Annotated in this window: 5 protein-coding genes; all 5 read left to right on the plus strand. The window is 70.4% G+C overall.

The window, feature by feature from the left end:
* On the plus strand, positions 1–682 hold a 682-nt coding region (locus FUT87_RS03005), incomplete at its 5' end, for a sensor histidine kinase (RefSeq protein ID WP_147240039.1).
* A gap of 155 nt (positions 683–837) precedes the next feature.
* Positions 838–1,146: a hypothetical protein gene (locus FUT87_RS03010; RefSeq protein WP_255511633.1), complete on the plus strand. Its 309-nt coding sequence runs from the start codon at positions 838–840 to the stop codon at positions 1,144–1,146.
* A complete protein-coding gene (locus FUT87_RS30255) occupies positions 1,110–1,283 on the plus strand; it encodes a BON domain-containing protein (protein ID WP_255511634.1) in 174 nt (57 codons plus the stop codon). Before FUT87_RS03010 ends, FUT87_RS30255 begins: the two co-directional genes overlap by 37 nt.
* 235 nt (positions 1,284–1,518) lie before the next feature.
* Positions 1,519–2,094 (plus strand): hypothetical protein, encoded by a 576-nt coding sequence (locus tag FUT87_RS03015; protein WP_222617031.1) that lies wholly within the window; start codon positions 1,519–1,521, stop codon positions 2,092–2,094.
* A partial coding sequence (locus FUT87_RS03020) for an esterase-like activity of phytase family protein (RefSeq protein ID WP_147240041.1) occupies positions 2,091–3,440 on the plus strand: 1,350 nt, incomplete at its 3' end. The genes FUT87_RS03015 and FUT87_RS03020, both read left to right, overlap by 4 nt.

Genomic DNA, 3,440 nt, shown 5'->3' on the forward strand with positions numbered 1-3,440 from the left:
CCGCCTCGCCCGCGACCTGCATGACGAGCTCGGCGCGCTGCTGACCGCGGCCAAGCTCGACGTCGCGCGGCTGCGGCCCAAGCTGCAGGCCGGGGCGCCCGACCTGATGCAGCGGCTCAACCACCTGACGGAGACGCTCAACAGCGGCATCGCGCTCAAGCGCCGCATCATCGAGGACCTGCGGCCGTCGACGCTGGACCAGCTCGGCCTGGTGCCGGCGCTCGAGATCCTGTGCCGCGAGACCTCCGAGCGGCTCGGCGTGCCGATCCGCATGAGCCTGGATCCCGCGGTCGAGCTGCCGCCCAGCGCGCAGTTGACGGCCTTCCGGCTGGTGCAGGAGGCGCTGACCAATACCGCCAAGTACGCCCGGGCCACCGAGGTCGAGGTGACGCTCAAGCGCGAATACGCGCAGGCCATGGTCGTGGTCGCCGACAACGGCCAGGGCTTCGAGCCGGACCGGCTCACGCTGGGCTCGCACGGGCTGCTGGGCATGCGTTTCCGCGTCGAGGCCGAGCGCGGCCAGCTGCGCCTGCGCAGCGCGCCGGGGCAGGGCACCGAGGTCTGCGCCTGGTTGCCGCTCAAGCGCGATGAGCCGGAGATTCCGCGCATCGACTTTCCGATTCCCGGGATGGCGGGGATGCCCGGGGAAGGTGGCGCCTCGTCTGCGGGTGGCGGGCTGTAGGCGGGCTCCTACGAGCGCCCGGGACGCTCGGCGACCACCGCTTCCGGTCGCCGCCGACCCGGTGGCGCCGGGCGCCTGCCTAGAGTGAGGGCATGGATCCGCGGCCTTCCGCGGAATTTCCGCGACACCGCGATATCCCCGAAAGGAGCCTCGCCATGAAGCACTCTTCCCGCCCCAGCCAACTCGCCCTGCTGCTGCCCGCCGTGGTGGCCGCCGTCGCCCTGACCGCCTGCGGTCGTGAGGACGACGGTCGCACCGCCGGCCAGCGCCTGGACGACGGCATCTCCAAGATGGAGCAGAAGTCCGAGGAAGCGAAGCAGGACACCCGCCAGGCCATGGACAACATGGGCAACAAGATGGACCGGACCGCCGACAAGGTCGCGCCGCCGTCGACGACGCCCAGATCACGACGTCCATCAAGACCGCGCTGGCGGGCGACCCCAAGCTCAGCGCGCTCGATGTGAAGGTCGAGACCGAGAAGGGCCACGTGACCCTGGACGGCACCGCGCCCGACCTGGCCGCGCGTGACCGCGCCGGCTCGATGGCCCTGGCCGCCAAGGGCGTCCAGTCGGTCAACAACCGCATCAAGGTCAACGGCTGATCTCCTCCTCTGCAGCCGTCTGACCGGGGCCCCGGCCCGCGTCGCCCGACGCGGTGCCGGGGCTTTCTGCTGTCGGCCTTCGCCCGGGGTATTCCCGGTTTCCTGTCGTATTCGTGACGATTCGTTAACGCGCTTCACGGGGCTGTCATCCGCGCTGCCTAGCGTGCCGCCCTGTCGCCACCCGGCCCGTCGAGGGAGACCGGGCCGCGGCGTCCTCGAGCCACGAAAGATCGACATGAAGAAGACGACCGTCCGTTCCGTTCCCCGCCTGTGCCGTCCGAGCCGGTTGGGCCGAACCCTGATGAGCCTGGCCGCGATCGCGGCGCTGAGCGCCTGCAACACCAAGGACAACGACGGCTACGACATCCCGGTCGTCGTCCAACCGACGCAGGGTCGGCTCGTCGATGCGCCGGTGGAGGGCGTCAGCTACCAGGCCGCGCCGTCGGCGATCTCCGGCAAGACCGGCGCGAACGGCGTCTTCTCCTGCAAGGCGGGCGACACGGTGAGCTTCAGCGTCGGCGGCGTCATCGTGGGCAGCGCCGCCTGCGCGGCGACCGTCGCGGCGGCGGACCTCGCCGGCACCAGCGCGCTGGGCGACGTCAAGCTGCAGAACCGCCTCGTCTTCCTGCAGGCGCTGGACGAGGATGACGATCCCACCAACGGCATCCGCATCACGGCCGCGGTGCACGACGCGCTGACCCAGGCGCTGGACTTCAACTTGGCCGCGCCGACTTCGACAAGGCCTTCGCCGCGCTGCTGCCGGCCGGGCAGAACGACGTCTACGGCCAGCCCTACGCCGGCCGCGCGATGAGCGCCAGCCGCCGCGCCGCCGCGGTCGACCACTACGAATCGACGATGGCCACGCTGCTCGGCAAGACCGAGACCAGCAGCGCCACGCAGGACAGCGCCGGCGGCGCCGTCGCGATCACCAAGTTCCAGATCCGCGCCGCCGACAACCAGTACGTGCCCTACGAGGGCAGCAACGCCGACGCGAAGAAGGACTTCCCCAAGGGCTTCTATCCGGCGGTCGGCTCGGGCCTGGCCTACAAGGGCAGGAACGCCGACGGCGCGCTGGAGTTCTGGGGCATCACCGACCGCGGCCCCAACGGCGACAGCCCGAGCGCGCCGCGCCCGGACACCGGCGCGGTCGTGACGACCAAGATGTTCCCCGCGCCAAGCTTCGCGCCGTCGATCGGCGTGATCACGCTGGGCAAGGACGGCGCGGTCATCACCAGCCTGAATCCGCTGAAGAACCCCGACGGCTCGAAGGTCACCGGCCGCCCGCTGCCCTTCGGCGCCGTCGGCAACAGCGCCGAGGTGCCGCTGGCCGACACCCTGAAGTTCGACCAGACCAAGGGCAACTTCGACGCGAACGGCCTGGACAGCGAGACGCTGGTCCACGACGCCGCCAACAAGGTGTTCTGGACTTCGGACGAGTACGGCCCCTTCATCGTGAAGATCGACGCGGCCAGCTTCCAGGTCGTCAAGCGCTACGCGCCCGGCACGACCGCCGGCAGCCTGCCCGAGGTGCTGAAGCATCGCCGCCCCAACCGCGGCATGGAAGGCCTGACGATGGACGCGGCGACCGGCCGGCTGCATGGCTTCCTGCAGAGCCCGATCGATCCGGTGGACGCCGCCGGCAAGAGCATCGAAGTCGTCGACAGCGCCGACCTGGACCAGGACGGCAAGACCACCGACAAGGTCAAGGTGCGCGACTTCGCCCAGTTCGCGCGCTGGATCGAGTTCGATCCCAAGACCGAGACCTCGCGGCTCTACGCCTATCCGCTCAGCTACCCGCTCGCCGCCAAGGGCGAGAAGTGGGACCGCAACCGCACCGGCAGCGCCAAGCTCGGCGACCTGGTCTCGCTGGGCAACGGCAGGTTCATCGTCATCGAGCAGGGCGCCGACTCGACCGGCGCGGTGCGCAACTTCCTGATGCTGGTGGAGCTGCCGGCCGCGGCGACCGACATCGCCGCCATCGGGATCGAGCTCGAGCGCAACAGCATCGATGGCGTGACCGCCTCGGCGGTGACCTGGGCCCAGGTCGTGAAGCTGAAGAAGACGGTGCTGCTGGACCTGAACGCCGCCGGCTGGAAGGCCGAGAAGGCCGAGGGCCTGGCGGTCGTCGACGGCAACACGCTGGCGCTGATCAACGAC

Source organism: Mitsuaria sp. TWR114, from assembly GCF_007997345.1.